This window comes from Pseudomonas pharyngis (assembly GCF_021602345.1).
GTDB classification, from domain to species: Bacteria; Pseudomonadota; Gammaproteobacteria; order Pseudomonadales; family Pseudomonadaceae; genus Aquipseudomonas; species Aquipseudomonas pharyngis.
This window is the reverse complement of the sequence record NZ_BQID01000006.1, coordinates 1-15,877: the sequence shown is the minus strand read 5'-3', so window position 1 is coordinate 15,877 and position 15,877 is coordinate 1. Positions and strand designations below refer to the sequence as shown.

General features: G+C 61.0%; 18 protein-coding genes. 7 read left to right on the top strand and 11 right to left on the bottom strand.

All coding sequences use genetic code 11. From position 1 onward, the window contains the following. The 3 genes from L6D74_RS13810 to L6D74_RS13800 are packed head-to-tail and all read right to left on the bottom strand — an operon-like array spanning nucleotide 1 to nucleotide 2,428. The gene (locus L6D74_RS13810) at nucleotides 1-723 is read right to left on the bottom strand and encodes a PA3715 family protein (RefSeq protein WP_236189547.1); all 723 of its coding nucleotides are present in this window, start codon (nucleotides 721-723) and stop codon (nucleotides 1-3) included. A gap of 35 nt (nucleotides 724-758) precedes the next feature. Next, complete coding sequence (locus tag L6D74_RS13805) at nucleotides 759-1,496, bottom strand: PA3715 family protein (protein ID WP_236189546.1); 738 nt, start codon at nucleotides 1,494-1,496, stop codon at nucleotides 759-761. A 20-nt stretch (nucleotides 1,497-1,516) separates the two neighbouring features. Then, a complete protein-coding gene (locus tag L6D74_RS13800) occupies nucleotides 1,517-2,428 on the bottom strand; it encodes a LysR family transcriptional regulator (protein WP_236189545.1) in 912 nt (303 codons plus the stop codon). A 78-nt stretch (nucleotides 2,429-2,506) separates the two neighbouring features. On the opposite strand from L6D74_RS13800, the gene L6D74_RS13795 reads away from it, so the two are divergent. The 3 genes from L6D74_RS13795 (at nucleotide 2,507) to L6D74_RS13785 (ending at nucleotide 5,624) form a co-directional block, all read left to right on the top strand. Continuing rightward, the gene (locus L6D74_RS13795) at nucleotides 2,507-2,995 is read left to right on the top strand and encodes a DMT family transporter (protein ID WP_236189544.1); all 489 of its coding nucleotides are present in this window, start codon (nucleotides 2,507-2,509) and stop codon (nucleotides 2,993-2,995) included. A gap of 209 nt (nucleotides 2,996-3,204) precedes the next feature. Then, nucleotides 3,205-4,440: an aminotransferase class I/II-fold pyridoxal phosphate-dependent enzyme gene (locus tag L6D74_RS13790; protein ID WP_236189543.1), complete on the top strand. Its 1,236-nt coding sequence runs from the start codon at nucleotides 3,205-3,207 to the stop codon at nucleotides 4,438-4,440. Nucleotides 4,441-4,457: 17 nt separating this feature from the next. Further along, complete coding sequence (locus tag L6D74_RS13785; protein WP_276574950.1) at nucleotides 4,458-5,624, top strand: MFS transporter; 1,167 nt, start codon at nucleotides 4,458-4,460, stop codon at nucleotides 5,622-5,624. Here L6D74_RS13785 and yiaY read toward each other — a convergent pair. Next, nucleotides 5,621-6,769 (bottom strand): L-threonine dehydrogenase, encoded by a 1,149-nt coding sequence (gene yiaY, locus L6D74_RS13780; protein WP_064594040.1) that lies wholly within the window; start codon nucleotides 6,767-6,769, stop codon nucleotides 5,621-5,623. The genes L6D74_RS13785 and yiaY overlap by 4 nt on opposite strands. Nucleotides 6,770-6,924: 155 nt before the next feature. On the opposite strand from yiaY, the gene L6D74_RS13775 reads away from it, so the two are divergent. Beyond that, entirely contained in the window at nucleotides 6,925-7,944 is a 1,020-nt protein-coding gene (locus L6D74_RS13775; protein WP_236189542.1) for a DUF4917 family protein, read from the top strand. Here the strand turns inward: L6D74_RS13775 and L6D74_RS13770 are convergent, their stop codons facing one another. Further along, nucleotides 7,945-8,487 carry a helix-turn-helix domain-containing protein gene (locus L6D74_RS13770; RefSeq protein ID WP_236189541.1) on the bottom strand — a complete coding sequence of 181 codons (543 nt, stop codon included), beginning with the start codon at nucleotides 8,485-8,487 and terminating at the stop codon, nucleotides 7,945-7,947. A gap of 108 nt (nucleotides 8,488-8,595) precedes the next feature. Between L6D74_RS13770 and L6D74_RS13765 the strand changes: the two genes are divergently transcribed. Both L6D74_RS13765 and L6D74_RS13760 read left to right on the top strand, forming a co-directional pair. After that, a complete protein-coding gene (locus tag L6D74_RS13765) occupies nucleotides 8,596-9,378 on the top strand; it encodes an aldolase (RefSeq protein WP_064594034.1) in 783 nt (260 codons plus the stop codon). 26 nt (nucleotides 9,379-9,404) lie between these two features. After that, nucleotides 9,405-10,286 carry a dihydrodipicolinate synthase family protein gene (locus L6D74_RS13760; protein WP_085648633.1) on the top strand — a complete coding sequence of 294 codons (882 nt, stop codon included), beginning with the start codon at nucleotides 9,405-9,407 and terminating at the stop codon, nucleotides 10,284-10,286. Nucleotides 10,287-10,339: 53 nt separating this feature from the next. Here L6D74_RS13760 and L6D74_RS13755 read toward each other — a convergent pair whose 3' ends face one another. The 4 genes from L6D74_RS13755 to L6D74_RS13740 all read right to left on the bottom strand — a co-directional run bounded on the left by L6D74_RS13755 (nucleotide 10,340) and on the right by L6D74_RS13740 (nucleotide 12,610). Then, nucleotides 10,340-10,864, bottom strand: a complete 525-nt coding sequence (locus tag L6D74_RS13755; protein WP_085611650.1) for a hypothetical protein — start codon at nucleotides 10,862-10,864, stop codon at nucleotides 10,340-10,342. After that, the gene (locus L6D74_RS13750; RefSeq protein WP_039772743.1) at nucleotides 10,864-11,508 is read right to left on the bottom strand and encodes a hypothetical protein; all 645 of its coding nucleotides are present in this window, start codon (nucleotides 11,506-11,508) and stop codon (nucleotides 10,864-10,866) included. Before L6D74_RS13750 ends, L6D74_RS13755 begins: the two co-directional genes overlap by 1 nt. A gap of 153 nt (nucleotides 11,509-11,661) precedes the next feature. Then, nucleotides 11,662-12,006, bottom strand: a complete 345-nt coding sequence (locus L6D74_RS13745) for a YegP family protein (protein ID WP_085648635.1) — start codon at nucleotides 12,004-12,006, stop codon at nucleotides 11,662-11,664. Nucleotides 12,007-12,028: 22 nt separating this feature from the next. Further along, on the bottom strand, nucleotides 12,029-12,610 hold the full coding sequence (locus L6D74_RS13740; RefSeq protein ID WP_007957909.1) for a DJ-1/PfpI family protein: 582 nt from the start codon (nucleotides 12,608-12,610) through the stop codon (nucleotides 12,029-12,031). Between the two features lie 169 nt (nucleotides 12,611-12,779). On the opposite strand from L6D74_RS13740, the gene L6D74_RS13735 reads away from it, so the two are divergent. Further along, complete coding sequence (locus L6D74_RS13735) at nucleotides 12,780-13,694, top strand: DMT family transporter (RefSeq protein WP_064383007.1); 915 nt, start codon at nucleotides 12,780-12,782, stop codon at nucleotides 13,692-13,694. Here the strand turns inward: L6D74_RS13735 and L6D74_RS13730 are convergent. Together L6D74_RS13730 and L6D74_RS13725 are read right to left on the bottom strand one after the other, a co-directional pair. After that, nucleotides 13,684-14,916, bottom strand: coding sequence for a class I SAM-dependent methyltransferase (locus L6D74_RS13730; RefSeq protein ID WP_236189540.1), 1,233 nt, complete (start codon nucleotides 14,914-14,916; stop codon nucleotides 13,684-13,686). The genes L6D74_RS13735 and L6D74_RS13730 overlap by 11 nt on opposite strands. 291 nt (nucleotides 14,917-15,207) lie before the next feature. Further along, complete coding sequence (locus L6D74_RS13725) at nucleotides 15,208-15,825, bottom strand: TPM domain-containing protein (protein WP_236189539.1); 618 nt, start codon at nucleotides 15,823-15,825, stop codon at nucleotides 15,208-15,210. Between the last annotated feature and the right edge of the window lie 52 nt (nucleotides 15,826-15,877).

The window sequence follows — 15,877 nt, the reverse complement described above, 5'->3', positions numbered from 1 at the left end:
TCAGTAACCTCGGAGGTCTTCGGGGATGGAGTATTGCTTGCCGTCGTAGGTCAGGGTGATTTGGGTTTTCTTCAGTGGGGAATCCTGGGAAACGCACTCCTTGCCGGCCTTGACGGTTTTCATCGCCGTGCCGCTTGAGGTGACGATCAGGTCGGAATAACCATTGTGGCTGGTCGGGCCGATTTCCACGGTTCGGCGAATTTGCTGACCTTCACCCACACAGTTTTCCAGCCACTCACCGTTGTTCTTGTAGACCACCAGGCCATCAAGTACCGGGCGCAGTTTATTACCCTCGCGCACATAAAGTGTCAGGTCGGTTTTTTCGTAGGGAATGGCGCTTGAATTGTGCGAGAACTTTGACCGCAGCCCGAACGCGCGAACATCCGGGGCCAGCCGATAGCGAGCGGTATCGACCAGCAGATCGGTGAAACGAATGGCATCGGAATTGTAGGCACCGGGTTTCGCATACGTCGCCAGCGTCTTCCAGTTGCTGGTGTCGATGATCGCCAGATCCAGATCAAACACACCGGCATCGTCACTACCAGCATCCGGCACGTAGGTGGATTTGAGGGCAATCGCCTGATCCTTGAACGCCGGCCATGCCTTGCAGCGTGCCAATGACTGGTCGTTGTAATCCTTGGTGACGCAGGAAACCTGGGCCTGGGCTGGAGCGGTGATGGCCAGCAAGCCGAGGGCGATGAAAAGTCGGGTTGGGGTGAGCATTGTTCTTCCTTGAAATAAGTCGCGTTGGCTCTGTATCACTCGATGGCTTTGAAACCTTTAGGCAAGACGTAGGATTTTCCGTCGTAGTGAAGGGTTGTCAGTTCAGGACCACTGACACTGATTTTGTCTTCACAAGTATCGCCTTCGACGACATTGGTCGTCCCTGTCGTCTTGGTTTTGATGATCAGATCGGCATAACCATGGGAGCTGGTCTTGGCGATTTCTACCGTTCTGGTCGTCTCATATCGCTCGCCGGCGCAATCACCGTCCCATTCACCGCCGTACTCATAAACCACTAATTGACTGAGCACGGGACGTAACTTATCGCCCTCTCTCACATAAAGAGAGAGGTGCGTTTCCTCAAGCGGGTTGAGGCGAGAGGCATTGGTGAATTGCACGCGAACGCCAAACGCCCGTACTTCTGGGGTTAGTTTGTAGCGTGCGGTATCGAGCGAGAGATCTCGCAATGCCACCCCACCCGAGAAAAAAACGGAGGCTTGGTGATAAGTGGCAACCGGTTTCGTTTGGTCGCTTTTCAAGACCGATAAATTGAAATCATAGGTGCCGCTCGTGTCGGTGCTCTCCGGCACGGAGCTGCGCTCAAATTTCGCATTCGCGCTGATGATCAACCCCGGATACGCCGGCCACTCCTTGCACACGGAGAAATCCAGATCACCCGCCACCGGCGCAGGCACACAATCAGCCAACACCTGCCCCGCCATCAACGCCCCACACAGCGCCACCCAACCAACGACCCCAGACTTCACTGTCACGCCCCGCTCCTTGATGTTTGTCAGCCGCGCACTATCCCCTGCTCAATCCGCCGATTCAACCAGTTCAACGCCTGATCCCCGCCGCGCCGCTTGTGCCACGCCGAGACAAACGTGAACGGTGCAATTTCAAACGGCGGCGGCAGGACGATCAGCGATTCGTCATCCACCTCGTTCAACGCCCGCGAAGCCACGGTCAGGATCAGATCCGTGCCGCTGATGAACCGCGGCGCGGCGCTCCAGTGCGGCAGGCTGATGGCGACGCGGCGGCGTTCGCGCAGGGCGGTCAGGGTGCGTTCGATTTCCGGGGTGCCGCTGCCGCGCATTTCCAGCAGTACGTGCGGGCGTGACAGGTAGGTGGGCAGGTCGAGCTGGCCGTCGGCCGGCAGGCTGTGGCGATCGAGCAAACACACGTAGCGTTCCTCGAACAGCGGCGTGCTGCGCAGTTCACCCGGCAATTCGGGAAGTACGCCGGCGGCCAGGTCGATGTCGCCGTTGAGCAGGCCTTCGACCATGCCTTCGCGGCTGGCATGGCTGATTTGCAGGTCGATGCCCGGTGCTTCCGCGCGCAAGGTGCGAATCAGCCCGGGCAGGATGATCGCCGCGCCGTAGTCCGACATCGCGAGGCGAAAGGTCCGACGGGCGCTGGCCGGATCGAAGGTGTTCGGCGCCAGCAGCGATTGCACCTGGGCCAGGGTTTCCGCCAGCGGCGCCGCCAGCTCCAGCGCCCGCGCGGTGGGCACCAGCCCCGAACCGGCCCGCACCAGCAACGGATCAGCGAGCAAGTCACGCAGACGCGCCAACGCATGGCTGACCGCCGGTTGACTCAGGTGCAGGCGCTCGGCAGCGCGGGTCACGTGTTGCTCGGTGAGCAAGGCGTCGAGGATCACCAGCAGGTTGAGGTCAATGCGGCGTAGATCATTCATTCGATGCATGTTCCGAATACCAAAACAGAATTTAAATCTGCGCGACGAATACCCTAGAGTCCAGCAAAACCTTGCCGGAGAACGATCATGGGAACGATGCAGTGGGTCGGTTTGCTGCTATTGGCGGTATTTGCCGGGGCGGTGGTGCCGTTTCAGAGTGCGATCAACATCAATCTGGCGCGGGGGTTGGGGCATCCGCTGTGGGCGACGCTGACCTCGCTGGTGGTGAGCGTGCTGGTGTTGTTGCCGGTGATTGTCGCCCTGCGCCTGCCGTTACCGTCGCTGGCCCTCGCCAGCAAGCTGCCGCTGTGGATGTGGACCGGCGGGGCGTTCGGGGTGTGCTTCGTCGCACTGGCGGTGGTGTTGCTGCCGAAGCTGGGGGCTTCGGGATTTCTGGCGCTGGCCCTGGCCGGGCAAATGATCACGTCAATCGTGCTGGATCACTTCGGCCTGTTCGGGCTGGTGGAGAAGCACCTGACATTGCCGCGCCTGTTGGGCGCAGTCTTGTTGATGGCGGGAGTGGCGTTGATCCAGTTCTCCCCGACACTGGAAAAGAGCGCCACAGCCGTTGGATAAGGGTTCAAGCGTAGGCTCTCCAGCACCGGACTTGTCGGGCATTTCATCGCCTCACAGCCGGGCAAGGCTTCGCCCTACAAGCAAATCTCCAACAGCCGTCAATGCTATCGGACGCAGCCGATTCTGACCCTGCATAGCTCTCTGTAAAGTCTGGCAACACACACAATTTGCAACACCCCATGGATTGCCCTGCTCAAGGAGAGCTGCCTATGAATCACCTGTCGGAATCCGCCAACACTTTCTCCAATTACCGCAAGGTCATCGCTTTGGCAGACCACGATTGGGAGGCTGCGGAAGCTGGAAAAATCGCCGCCCTCAACGTCGAGGTCACAGGCTGTAATCACTTGCTCGATCAGCACGGGCGCCAGTTCCATCATTTCTGCACCACCTCCTATCTGGGCCTCGATCACCACCCCGCGCTGCTTGAGGGGGCCATCACGGCGCTGCGTGAAACCGGTACGTTGCGCGTTGCCAACTCGAAAAACCGCTGCAAACTGGCGCTGCTCGAGCAATACGAAAGCGAGTTGTCGCAATTGTTTGGCGCGGTGTGTCTGACTACTCTGTCCTGCAGCGCCGCGAGCGCCGGTATCCTGCCGCTGCTGGCCAGTGGCGTGTTCACCCAGAACCGCCCGCCGGTGATGGTGTTTGATCGCCTGGCCCATTACTCGATGAATCACCTGAAGGCCAGTTGCGCCGACGAGACCCAGGTATTGACCAGCCCCCACAACGATATGGATTTTCTCGAATCGGTGTGCCAGCGCCATTCCACCGTCGCCTACATCGCCGACGGCGCCTACAGCATGGGGGGCGTCGCCAATCTGGACGGTCTGTTGTATCTGAAGGAGCGTTACGGCCTGTTCCTTTATCTGGATGATTCTCATGCGTTGTCAGCGGTCGGCAGCAACGGCGCAGGTCTTGTTCGACCAAGAATGCCGGCGCTGGAGGAGGACTGCCTGATCGTCGCTTCGCTGGCCAAATCGTTCGGGGCAAGCGGCGGTCTGGTGATGCTCGGGAATGAACGGCAGAGGAAGTTGATCCAGCGTTACGGCGGGCCGAGCAACTGGTCGCAAAGTCTCAATTGCGCGGCCATCGGTGCGGGCCTGGCGTCGATCCAGGTGCATCGCAGCGCGGAACTGAGGGCGCTGCAGGTTCGGCTCCAGGCCAACATCCACCTGTTCGACAGCCTCTTGAGCACCGAGCAGCACGGCAGCTCCATGGCCATCCGTTTGATCAACTGCGGCGAGGCCGCCCTGGCCACGCAAATCGCCGTTGAACTGGCCGAACACGGTTTTTTCACCAGCGCGGTGTTCTTCCCGGTGGTAGCCCAGGGCAAAGCCGCGATCCGCGTGACCCTGCGCGCCGACATGGAATCGACCCTGATCCACCGCTTTTGTGATTTGATCACCGGTCTGTTAATGACGCGCGGTCACCCTCGCCACCGCTGAACCTTTACGGACGACTCGTGAACCCCAGCCTCATCCTGCTCATCACTTGCTCCACCGTGTTCCTCGCCCAGTTGGGCATGAGCATTTATCTGCCGGCGCTGCCACAGATCGCCGGGCATTTGCAGGTCGATGCATCGCAAGTGGCCTGGGGTTTGTCGCTGTACCTGATCGGCATGGCGCTGCCGATGCTGCTGTGGGGCAGCCTGGCCCAGCGCATCGGCCGCAAACCGGTGCTGCTGGCGGCATTGGGAATTTATGGCGTGGCGAATCTGGCACTGCCGCTGGGTGCGACGCTGGAGTCGTTCCTGCTGCTGCGACTGCTTCAGGGGATCGGCGCCAGCGGCATTTCGGTGATGGCGCGGGTGCTGATTCGTGACAGCTTTCGGGGGGATCTGCTGGCGAAGGCGTTGTCGTGGATTTCGATTTCATTCGTTGTCGCGCTCGGGATCGGGCAATACGCCGGTTCGCTCATTCAGGTGACGCTGGGCTGGCAGGCGATCTTTTATCTGCTGGGCGCGGTCAGTCTGTTGATGGCCGCGATAGTCTCGCGCCTGAGTTTCCCGAAACTCGTCGAAGCGCCCACAACCGCTTCACCCTGGGCGGTCTACCGCACGATTCTGGTCCATCGGGCGTTTCTTCTGCCAGCGCTCGCGGGCGGCCTGGGCTATGGCGTGATCATCGCGTTCAACAGCGCTGCGCCGTTGATTCTGCAAGGCCCGTTCAACTGGTCGGCGACTGAATATGGGTTGCTGGGCTGGCCGATCAGCGCCGCATATTTTCTGGGGGCGCTGGCGGTCAATCGCTTTGTACTGCGTATCGGTCAGCACCGGTTGATGACACTGGGGGTCGCGTTGGTGATGGCCGGCACTGGCGTGATGCTGGCTGGCAGTCTGTTGGCCAGCTCGATGGCCTGGCTGCTTTGGCTGCCTTATTGCGTTGCCGTGTTCGGCCAGTCGCTGAACTATCCGATCAGCCTGTCACGGGCCAACGATGGCGCGCCGATTGCCGGCGCCTACGCGATGGCCCTGAGCGGGTTCATCCACCAATTGATGGCGGCGCTGATCGGCGCCGTGGCCAGTATGTTCGCCAGTCCGCAAGCGTGGCCGCTGTCGTTGCTGTGCTGCATTCTGGCGATGGGCGCACTGCTCTGTACGAGAGGCACGCCCGTTCGCCTGCCTGCTTAAAACGCGCTGCGAAAAATCTCCTCGATCTGCCGTTGATCCGCCGCCCGTGGATTGGTGAAGCCGCAGGCGTCTTTCAGGGCGTTGGCGGCGAGCACCGGGATGTCGGTGCATTTGGCGCCCAGATCACGCAGACCACCGGGAATCTCCACGTCCCTGGCCAGGCAACGAATCGCATCGATCGCGGCTTTTGCGCCCTCCTCCGGGCTGAAACCACGAATGTCGGCGCCCATGGCGTGGGCCACGTCGGTCAGACGATCGGCGCAGACCTGCGCGTTGAATGTCTGCACATGCGGCAGCAATACCGCGTTGCACACCCCGTGAGGCAGATCATAGAAACCGCCCAACTGATGCGCCATCGCATGCACGTAGCCGAGGGACGCATTGTTGAACGCCATGCCCGCGAGGAACTGCGCGTAGGCCATGTTTTCCCGCGCGGCCAGGTCGCTGCCGTCGCGAACGGCCAGGCGCAGGTTGTTGCTGATCAGGGTCATTGCCTTCAGCGCGCAGGCGTCGGTGATCGGGTTGGCAGCGGTGGAGACGTAGGCTTCGATCGCGTGGGTCAGCGCGTCCATGCCGGTGGCGGCGGTCAGGCTTTTCGGCATGGCGACCATCAGCGCCGGATCGTTCACCGACAGCAGCGGCGTGACGTTGCGGTCGACGATGGCCATTTTCACGTGGCGGGTTTCGTCGGTGATGATGCAGAACCGGGTCATCTCGCTGGCGGTACCGGCGGTGGTGTTGATGGCGATCAGCGGCAGTTGCGGCTTGGTCGATTGATCGACGCCTTCGTAGTCGCGGATCTGTCCGCCGTTGGTGGCACACAATGCAATGCCCTTGGCGCAGTCGTGGGGCGAACCGCCGCCCAACGACACCACGAAGTCGCAGCGACTGTCCTTGAGCAGCGCCAGCCCCGCCTCGACGTTGGCGATGCTCGGGTTGGGTTTGGCGCCGTCGAAGATCACCGAATCGATGTCCTGCATCGCCAGTTTCTCGGCAATCATCGTCGCCACCCCGGCCTTGGCCAGCCCGGCGTCGGTGACGATCAGCGCCTTGCGAAAACCGTAGTTGCGGATCGCGTTCATGGCGTCGTCAAGGCAGCCGCTGCCCATGATGTTTACGGCGGGAATGAAAAAGGTGCTGCTCATGGCGCGTCTCCTGACTGGAGCCGAATCGACTCGTGCAATTCGGCGAATGCACACAGGATCGACCGATCGGTCACGGCGGATGTTGATCTGGCTCAATGCCCGCTCGTGATAAAGTCGCCGTCCATCTGCCCCTTTGTTTTGAGACGTGCCCTGCAATGAGCGATTTTCTGGATGTCGACGCCACCCTCGAAGACTGGAACGCGTTGCGCGCCACCACCGATTTCAGCGGCCTGCTGCTGGGCAACGGAGCCAGTCGCGCGGTGTGGGACGATTTCGGCTACGACTCGCTGTTCGAAAACGCCCGCACGGTGGAAGAAAAGCCCCTGAGCCCGTCGGAACTGAGCGTGTTCGACGCCATGCAGACGCGCAGCTTCAAGCAGGTGCTCGGCGCGCTGAAAACCACCAGCCGGGTCAACAAGGCGCTGGCCGTCAGTTCGGCCGCACCGCGCAACCGCTACTACGCGATCAAGGAAGCGCTGATCAACACCGTGCACGCGGTACACATCCCGTGGCGGCTGATCGAAGCCTCGACTTTGGCGACCCTGAACAGTGAACTGGCGCGTTATCGCACGGTGTTCACCACCAATTACGATTTGCTCAATTACTGGGCCCTGCAACATCAGGCCGAGGCGATCGACGACCTGTTCAACGGCCCGGATGCGAGTTTCGATCTGTGCGAAAGCAGCACGGAAAAACCGCGTCTGCTGTACCTGCACGGCGGCCTGCATCTGGTGCGCAACCAGGACGGCACTGCGCGCAAACTGACAGCGACCGAGGGCACGCTGCTCGGCAGTTTCGCGATCAACAACACGATCAAGACGCTCGACGACGTGCCGCTGTTCGTCAACGAAGGGCCGAGCGCCGACAAGCTCAAAACCATCCGCAGTTCCGATTACCTGTCGTTCTGCTACAACCAGTTACTCGGTCACGGCGACAATCTGTGCATCTTCGGCCACGCCCTCGGCGAGCAGGACAGCCACCTCGTGCGCGCTCTGCGCCTGGCAAAACCGAAGACCGTGGCGATCTCGATCTACCCGCGCAGCGCGGCGTTCATCCAACATCAAAAGCGGCACTACGCCAAGGTGTTCGAGGGCACGGGTGTCGAGTTGCGGTTTTTTGATTCCAAGAGCCATGCGTTGGGCAATCCGAAGCTGTCGGTGCCGGTCGAGGTCTGATCACTCCTCGCTGCTGTGCACCACCACCAGCAACTGCGCCTGCACCTCGCCCACTGAGCGGATGCGGTGGGGTTTCTGCGCATTGAAGTGCAGCGCATCGCCCCGCTCCAGCAGCACCCGTTCGTTCACGAAGTCCACTTCGACCTGGCCTTCGTGGACGAACAGAAATTCCTCGCCCAAGTGTTCCTTGAAGGTTTTGTCGGTGAATTCGCTCGGCGGATAAATGATGAACGGCAGCAGGCTGCGTTCGCTGACCTGATGGGCCAGCACCGCATAACCGGGGCTGTGGGCGTTGGCCGCCAGCGACTGGCGCTCATGGCTGCGCACCAGGCTGTAGCTGTCGAGGCTGACGTTGTCTTCGGAGAACAGCTCCTCGACTTTCACGTTCAGCGCCTTCGCCAGTTTCAGCGCAGCGGCAATCGACGGCGTGTTCAACCCGCGCTCGACCTTCGACAGGTAACTCTTGGTCATGCCGGATTTCTCGGCCAGCACCTCAAGGGTTACGCCAAGTTTTTTTCTCAATAATTTCAAACGGATAGACATGCGAAGCGATTAATCCAGCAAAGGAAAGACGATTTGTCCTTGCCAATGACACAAAGTGTCATATAGCCTTTTAAGTGTCATCCATGGCAACCACCACAGGACACGGATATGGCGAAGACATTAGCACTACCCAAAGACGAACTGGTCAAGCAAGCGCTGACCCAGATGCAAAAAACCCTGGCGGATAATACGTGGACAGACCGGCAAAAGCTGGCCCTGACCTGCCGGATCCTGTTCGAGAACGGCCACGATTCGGGCCTCGCCGGGCAGATCACCGCCCGTGGCCCGCAGCCAGGCACTTACTACACTCAGCAACTGGGACTGGGTTTCGATGAAATCACCGCGAGCAATCTGCTGCTGGTCAACGAAGACCTCGAAGTGCTCGAAGGCCACGGCATGGCCAACCCGGCCAACCGTTTCCACAGCTGGGTGTACCGCGCCCGACCGGACGTGAACTGCATCATCCACACCCACCCGACACACATTGCCGCGCTGTCGATGCTGGAAGTGCCGCTGCAGATTTCCCACATGGACCTGTGCCCGCTGTACGACGATTGCGCGTTCCTTGAAGGCTGGCCGGGTGTGCCGGTGGGTAACGAAGAAGGCGAACTGATTGCCGGCGCGTTGGGCGACAAACGGGCGATCCTGCTTTCCCACCACGGGCAACTGTCGACCGGCACGACCATCGAGGAAGCCTGTGTCATCGCGCAACTGATCGAACGCGCCGCCAAACTGCAACTGCTGGCAATGGCCGCCGGGACGATCAAACCGATCATTCCCGAGCTCGGCCGCGAGGCCCATGACTGGGTGTCGAAACCCAAACGCCACGCTGCGGCCTTCAACTACTACGCCCGGCAGAACCTGCGGCAGCACGCCGATTGCCTGAACTGAACACCTCATCCTTGCGGAGCACTCTCATGTCCAACATTCACGGCATCATCGGCTACACCATCACCCCGTTCGGCGCCAATGGCGAAGGCGTCGACCTGCCGGCCCTCGGCCGCTCCATCGACCGTCTGATCGCCGGCGGCGTTCACGCCATCGCGCCACTGGGCAGCACCGGCGAAGGCGCCTACCTGAGCGATGCGGAGTGGGACCAGGTCGCCGAATTCAGCATCAAGCACGTCGCCAAACGCGTGCCGACCGTGGTCAGCGTGTCCGACCTGACCACCGCCAAAGCGGTACGCCGCGCACGCTTTGCCGAAGCCCACGGCGCCGACGTGGTGATGGTGCTGCCGACGTCCTACTGGAAACTCACCGAGGCGGAAATCCTCGCCCACTACCGCGCCATCGGCGACAGCATCGGCGTGCCGATCATGCTCTACAACAACCCGGCCACCAGCGGCACCGACATGTCGGTGGAGCTGATCCTGCGTATCGTCAACGGCGTGGAAAACGTGACCATGGTCAAGGAGAGCACCGGCGACATCCAGCGCATGCACAAGCTGCAACTGCTGGGCGAAGGCCGGGTGCCGTTCTACAACGGCTGCAACCCGCTGGCGCTGGAAGCATTCGCCGCTGGGGCGAAAGGCTGGTGCACGGCGGCGCCGAACCTGATTGCGCAGCTCAATCTGGATTTGTACGAAGCCACGCTGGCGGGGGATCTCGGTAAGGCGCGAGAGCTGTTCTACCGCCAGTTGCCGCTGCTGGACTTCATCCTCAAGGGCGGCTTGCCGGCGACGATCAAGGCCGGTCTGCGCCTGACCGATCTGGAAGTCGGCGATCCGCGCTTGCCGGTGTTCCCGCTGGCTGAGGCCGGGCGTACGCAATTGCAGGCCTTGCTGAACACCTTGCGTTGAACGAAAAAAATCCCGCCCGGTTTACGCCGGGCGGGATGTTTTGTGGCCGTCGATCAGAGGCTGGCGGCGCGTTTCATGGCTTCGCGGTGGAACGGCTGATCCTTGAGAATCTGCGCGATGAACGTGTCGCTGATCAAGCGCATGTGTTCGAACTGACCGCCCGAGGCATTGAATGCGCCGCGCCAGGATTCGGTGTGATTCTTCACGGTGTACACGCCCAGTATCTGCTTGCCATGGCTGAGGCTGAACACCACCGTGCTGTCGAAACTCACCGGCACCGGCACCAGAAACAGGGTGAAGGCGCTGAGAAGCATCTGCGGCTGAATCCCGCCGACATCGCTGTTGGCAATCACCAAAACGTTGTAGCCATCTTCGCTGCGGCCGGCCTTCACTTCTTCAAAGGTGCCACGCCGACGCAGCTCGTCACGCAGCATCCAGCTCGGCATGCCGATCACACTGACGTTGATGGCCGGCAATTGCTGGCTGCTGTAATCGACGTCCGGCGCCTTCAGCGAATGGGTGGCCTGGCACCCACCGAGCAGCAGAAGCAAGCCCAGAAGCAGACGTTTGATGAACATTAGAATTTCCCCGAGAGCATGGCTTTGTAGACGGAGGCGCTGGTGCCGTTCTCTTCACGAATAAATGGTGTGGCGGTGTACAGGTTCGGCATGTCCAGTCGTTGCAGGCCGGGTACTTGCGGATATCTGGCGCGGACCAGCGCGGCGTCGCGTTCGAGATGATCGCTGTGCAGAAACAGGCAGGTGCTGTCGCTGGGGGACACGCAGCCGGCACGGAAGTCACCGATGTAGTAAGCCTTGCCCGCTTCAAGCTGCATGCCGATGGTGAAGTCTTCACGGCTCCAGGACACCGATCTGCCGCGATCGAATCGCACGTTGTAGATCTCGTAGCGACCGGGTTTGAGCGGCATCACGAACAGCGTGCCGATACCACGGCCGGTCTCGCGCACGTCTCGTGCGGTACGGGCATAGAACTCGTTGTGCAGGCGCGCGCTGGCGAATTCGTCACTGCCACGCTTGCGGATCAGCAGCATCTGTTCCTGGGCCGCATAGGATGCTTTTGGCCAGATACCGACCACGCCCACCAGATACGCGGTGCCGGAATCGGCACTCGGTGCGAGTTCATCATCGATTTGGGTCGGGGACAGGCTATAGCAGCCGCTCAAGCCGAGCAGCAGGGTCAGGACAGCGAAAAGGCGGATCATCAGTGGGAAAACTCTGGCGGCAGTTGTTCAAAAATTCCGCGAAAGAGTCATCTCGCGCCCCTTCCTTGGATTGGCGGCGGAGGATAAGCGAAATGATGGCACATAGCCAGAATTCAGTCGCCAAGGATTTGGCGACTGAACGTCATGGGTGGTTCAAAGCACCGGCAGGGTTTTGTCCTTGATCACCTTGGACGGCCCGTTGGCCTTGACGCTGGCGATGCCCTTGTCACACGCCGCGTCGGATGAATAGGATTCGCTGCTGCCGATGATCTGGTGATTGGCCGCCTTGAGGTTGAAGTAGGGGTGACCGTCCTTCGTCGATTTTTTCTCGTAGCGTTCGTCCAGCGGGCTGTTGGCCTGCACCGAGGCGATGCCGTTTTCGGCAGCCGTGCGGCTGGTGTACAGCTCGCTGGTCAGAATGGTTTCGGCGTTCGCCGCTTTCAGTACGAACCTGTACTGGCCGTTGCTGCTTTTGCTCAACTCATACCATCCGGACATGGTGTTTCTCCTTATCGATGTGTCACAGGGTGATTTTGGTTCCAAGCAACCCGAGGAAACCGGCCAGCCATTTCGGGTGCGCCGGCCAGGCGGGCGCGGTGGCCAGGTTGCCCTGGACATGGCCGTCCGTGACCGGGATGTCGATGTAGGTGCCGCCGGCCAGGCGAACTTCCGGGGCGCAGGCCGGATAAGCACTGCACTCGCGACCTTCGAGAATCCCCGCCGCCGCCAGCAGTTGCGCGCCGTGACAGACGGCGGCAATCGGCTTGCCGGCCTTGTCGAAGGCGCGCACCAGTTCGAGGACTTTTTCGTTCAGCCGCAGGTATTCCGGCGCACGCCCGCCGGGCACCAGCAAGGCGTCGTAATCCTTGGCATCGACCTTGGCGAAATCGAAGTTCAGGGCGAACTGGTGACCGGGCTTCTCGCTGTAGGTCTGGTCGCCTTCAAAGTCATGGATCGCGGTGCGCACGGTCTTGCCGGCGGCCTTGTCCGGGCACACGGCATGCACGGTGTGACCGACCATTTGCAGGGCCTGGAACGGCACCATCACTTCGTAGTCTTCGACGTAATCGCCGACCAGCATCAGTATCTTTTTCGCGGCCATGGGCAGGACTCCTCTGGTGAATGCGCAGGAATATTCACAGTAGCCCAAGGACCGCGATGGCGTTCGCAAACTGTATGGATAACTCTGCGCTCAGCTGTAACAGCCCGACTGCCGTGGTTTGTGGCTAGATGAAGACACCTTCCTGTCATCTTCGAATCTGGTTGCCCTCATGTCTTCGCGCGAAAACACCGGCATGGCCCTCGGCCTGCTCGGCGTGGTGATTTTCAGCCTCACCCTGCCCTTCACCCGCATCGTGGTGCAGGAACTGCACCCGCTGCTCAATGGCCTCGGCCGCGCGTTGTTCGCGGCGATTCCGGCAGCAGCGCTGTTGTTGTGGCGACGGGAAAAGTGGCCGACCTGGAAGCAAGTCAAAGGCCTGAGCCTGGTGATCGCCGGGGTGATCCTCGGTTTCCCGGTGCTGTCGGCGTGGGCCATGCAGACCCTGCCGGCCTCCCATGGCGCGCTGGTCAACGGTTTGCAGCCGTTGTGCGTGGCGCTTTATGCGGCGTGGTTGTCCCATGAACGTCCCTCAAAAGCCTTCTGGGCCTGCGCCGCACTGGGCAGTGCGCTGGTGCTGGGATACGCGCTGTACACCGGTGCCGGCAGCATTCAGGCCGGGGATTTGTTGATGTTGGGTGCGATTGCGGTGGGTGGTCTGGGTTATGCCGAGGGCGGGCGTCTGGCCCGGGAGATGGGCGGCTGGCAGGTGATCTGCTGGGCGCTGGTGCTGTCGACGCCGCTGCTGATCGGCCCGGTGCTGTACCTGGCGTTGCAGCATCAGGGCGCGGTATCGGCAAAAACCTGGTGGGCGTTCGGTTACGTCGCACTGTTTTCGCAGTTTCTGGGGTTCTTCGCCTGGTACGCCGGGCTGGCCATGGGTGGCATTGCCCGGGTCAGTCAGATCCAGTTGTTGCAGATCTTCTTCACCATCGCGTTTTCCGCGTTGTTCTTCGGGGAACACGTGGAGCCGATCACCTGGCTGTTCGCCTGCGGGGTGATCGCGACGGTGATGCTCGGGCGCAAGACCGCGGTGCGCCCGGCTCAACCGGGCACATTACCGGCCGGGGTTCAGCTCAAGCCTTGAGCTTCAGCAGGCCGTCAGCGAGCAGCAGGGTTTCGAGGCAGTGCTCGCTGATCTGGTAGAACGCCTTCAACTCCTGAATCTTCACCAGCAACTGAGTCGGGTCCACCGGCTCGGCGCGCTTCACCGCCAGGATCATCTTGTTCTTGTTGGTGTGGTCCAGGGAGATGAACTCGAACACCTTGGTCTCGTAACCGCAGGCTTCAAGGAACAGCGCACGCAAGCTGTCGGTGACCATTTCCGCCTGCTGGCCCAGGTGCAGACCGTATTGCAGCATCGGTTTGAGCAGCGCCGGGCTCTGGATCTGCAAGCGGATCTGTTTGTGGCAGCACGGCGAGCACATGATGATCGAGGCGCCGGAGCGGATGCCGGTGTGGATCGCGTAGTCGGTGGCGATGTCGCAGGCATGCAGGGCGATCATCACGTCCAGCTCGCTCGGCGCCACGCTGCGCACATCACCGCATTTGAACACCAGCCCCGGGTGTTCGAGTTTCTGCGCGGCGGTGTTGCACAGGTTGACCATTTCTTCACGCAACTCGACGCCGGTGACTTCGCCTTCGGCCTTCAGGGTGTTGCGCAAATAGTCATGAATGGCGAACGTCAGATACCCCTTGCCCGAACCGAAATCCGCCACCCGCACCGGTTTGTCCAGGGCCAGCGGCGACGAGGTCAGCGCGTGGCTGAAGACTTCGATGAACTTGTTGATCTGCTTCCACTTGCGCGACATCGCCGGGATCAGCTCGTGCTGGGCGTTGGTCACGCCCAGATCGTTGAGGAACGGCCGGTTCAGATCGAGGAAGCGGTTTTTCTCGCGGTTGTGCTCGGCGGACGGCACTTCACGCAATTGCTGAGGTTTGCTCATGAACAGCGAGCTCTTGCCCTTTTTGCTGTATTCGAGCTGGGCTTCGTCCGTCAGCGCCAGCAAATGCGCATTTTTGAACGCCGCCGGCAGCAGCCCGGCAATCGTCGCCACCGCTTCATCCAGCGGCAGGTTCTTGGTGATGTCGCGGGTCTTGTAGCGATAAACGAACGACAGGCACGGCTGCGCCTTGACCGTCACCGGTTTGATGATGATCCGCTGCAGATCCGCTTCTTCGCCGACGTACTTGGCCAGCACCAGTTTGATGAAGCCGTTCTGTTCGAGGCTGGTTTGCAGTAGCTCGATGAACCGGGCGTGGTGATCGGGCGCCGGTTTGGCAGATGCGGAGGGAGCGGTAACGGACATGGGAAAAAGCGGCCTCGGACGGGCAAATCGGGAATGGGCGCTAGTTTAGGGGGGATGGGGGTTGGGGACACGCTCTTATTTACCGAACGGCTTCTAAAAGCGGCCCTCACCCCAACCCTCTCCCGGAGGGAGAGGGAGCCGACCGAGTTGTTTTCTTGAGTTACGCCGACCTGAAATACCGAGTCGAACTCAAGATTTGAAACCCAAGAAAATCGGCTCCCTTCCCCCTCCCCCCTCTGGGGAGAGGGCTGGGGTGAGGGGGGGGGGTCAAGCCGAACGCAAAAATCAAAGCTACCCCAAAACGACCAACCGATTCGGCAACTCATTCCTGACCTGCGTCACCGGCACATGCACCTTGAGCAACTCGCCGCACGCCTCGATACAGGTAACAAAGCCCTGCAACGTCTGCCCCTGCCGCACCTGCTCGGTAAACGCCGCGACAATCGAGTCCCAGCTCTTGTTATCCAGCTTTTTGGAAATCCCTTCGTCCACCAGAATCTCCACATACCGCTCCGCCTCGCAGACGAAAATCAGCATGCCGGTGCTGCCCACCGTGTGATGCAGGTTCTGTTCGAGAAACTGCCGCCGCGCGAGGTTCGAGGCGCGCCAGTGCCGGACGTGGCGCGGGATCAGATGAGTGGTGACCCTGGGCAGGCGAAACAGCAGGCACAGCACGACAAAACTGACCCACTGCACCAGCAACAGACTGTGCATGGTCAGCCAGCCGGTCAGGTAATGCACGATCCCCGGCACCACCAGCGCCAGCAGGCTGGCCCACAGCAGCGGGATGTACGCGTAGTCGTCGGCGCGGGCCGCGAGCACCGTCACCAGTTCGGCGTCGGTGTCGCGCTCGACCCGGGCGATGGCCTCGGCGACCTTGCGTTGTTCGTGTTCAGTCAGTAATGCCATGTCGTGTTGTGCCTGCTCATTATTGTTATCACCAGCCGCCGGAGGACCCGCC

Bases quoted from the DNA above. Each gene is read 5' to 3' on its own strand.
- L6D74_RS13725 (WP_236189539.1), bottom strand. From the start codon at position 15,825: ATGGCATTACTGACTGAACACGAACAACGCAAGGTCGCCGAGGCCATC.
- L6D74_RS13790 (WP_236189543.1), top strand. From the start codon at position 3,205: ATGAATCACCTGTCGGAATCCGCCAACACTTTCTCCAATTACCGCAAG.
- L6D74_RS13770 (WP_236189541.1), bottom strand. From the start codon at position 8,487: ATGTCTATCCGTTTGAAATTATTGAGAAAAAAACTTGGCGTAACCCTT.
- L6D74_RS13730 (WP_236189540.1), bottom strand. From the start codon at position 14,916: ATGTCCGTTACCGCTCCCTCCGCATCTGCCAAACCGGCGCCCGATCAC.
- L6D74_RS13740 (WP_007957909.1), bottom strand. From the start codon at position 12,610: ATGGCCGCGAAAAAGATACTGATGCTGGTCGGCGATTACGTCGAAGAC.
- L6D74_RS13755 (WP_085611650.1), bottom strand. From the start codon at position 10,864: ATGTTCATCAAACGTCTGCTTCTGGGCTTGCTTCTGCTGCTCGGTGGG.
- L6D74_RS13765 (WP_064594034.1), top strand. From the start codon at position 8,596: ATGGCGAAGACATTAGCACTACCCAAAGACGAACTGGTCAAGCAAGCG.
- yiaY (WP_064594040.1), bottom strand. From the start codon at position 6,769: ATGAGCAGCACCTTTTTCATTCCCGCCGTAAACATCATGGGCAGCGGC.
- L6D74_RS13760 (WP_085648633.1), top strand. From the start codon at position 9,405: ATGTCCAACATTCACGGCATCATCGGCTACACCATCACCCCGTTCGGC.
- L6D74_RS13750 (WP_039772743.1), bottom strand. From the start codon at position 11,508: ATGATCCGCCTTTTCGCTGTCCTGACCCTGCTGCTCGGCTTGAGCGGC.
- L6D74_RS13810 (WP_236189547.1), bottom strand. From the start codon at position 723: ATGCTCACCCCAACCCGACTTTTCATCGCCCTCGGCTTGCTGGCCATC.
- L6D74_RS13735 (WP_064383007.1), top strand. From the start codon at position 12,780: ATGTCTTCGCGCGAAAACACCGGCATGGCCCTCGGCCTGCTCGGCGTG.
- L6D74_RS13745 (WP_085648635.1), bottom strand. From the start codon at position 12,006: ATGTCCGGATGGTATGAGTTGAGCAAAAGCAGCAACGGCCAGTACAGG.
- L6D74_RS13775 (WP_236189542.1), top strand. From the start codon at position 6,925: ATGAGCGATTTTCTGGATGTCGACGCCACCCTCGAAGACTGGAACGCG.
- L6D74_RS13795 (WP_236189544.1), top strand. From the start codon at position 2,507: ATGGGAACGATGCAGTGGGTCGGTTTGCTGCTATTGGCGGTATTTGCC.
- L6D74_RS13800 (WP_236189545.1), bottom strand. From the start codon at position 2,428: ATGCATCGAATGAATGATCTACGCCGCATTGACCTCAACCTGCTGGTG.